The 329-nt window shown below is 52.3% G+C and carries 1 protein-coding gene; it reads right to left on the bottom strand.

What is annotated here, in order from left to right; genetic code table 11:
• The coding region (locus Q4563_RS23650) for a LysR family substrate-binding domain-containing protein (RefSeq protein WP_442903784.1) at positions 1-327 on the bottom strand (327 nt) is incomplete at its 3' end.
• Positions 328-329 lie beyond the last annotated feature (2 nt).

Genomic DNA, 329 nt, shown 5'->3' on the forward strand with positions numbered 1-329 from the left:
GGCCTGGGCTGTGGGTGCCAGTCGGGATGAGCGGTAATGCATTTGCGTCAGTACCTGGGTGTGGTCATCTTCAATCGGCATAAATCGACAGCCTTGTGTAAACAGCTTCGACACGCACAAGGGCGCGATAGCAACCCCCAGCCCGGCGGCCACCATGGTTAACACTGTCTGCATGTGTTTGGGCTGGGCAGAAATATGGGGTGAAAAATGATGGCGTTGGCAAAGATTGATAATGCTGTCGAATAAACCTACGGCTTCTTCCCTTTGAAATAAAATAATGTGCTCTTGCCTGAGGTCATCCAGACGTATTGACTGCCGCTGTGCCAGCG

Source organism: Gilvimarinus sp. 1_MG-2023 (assembly GCF_030548285.1).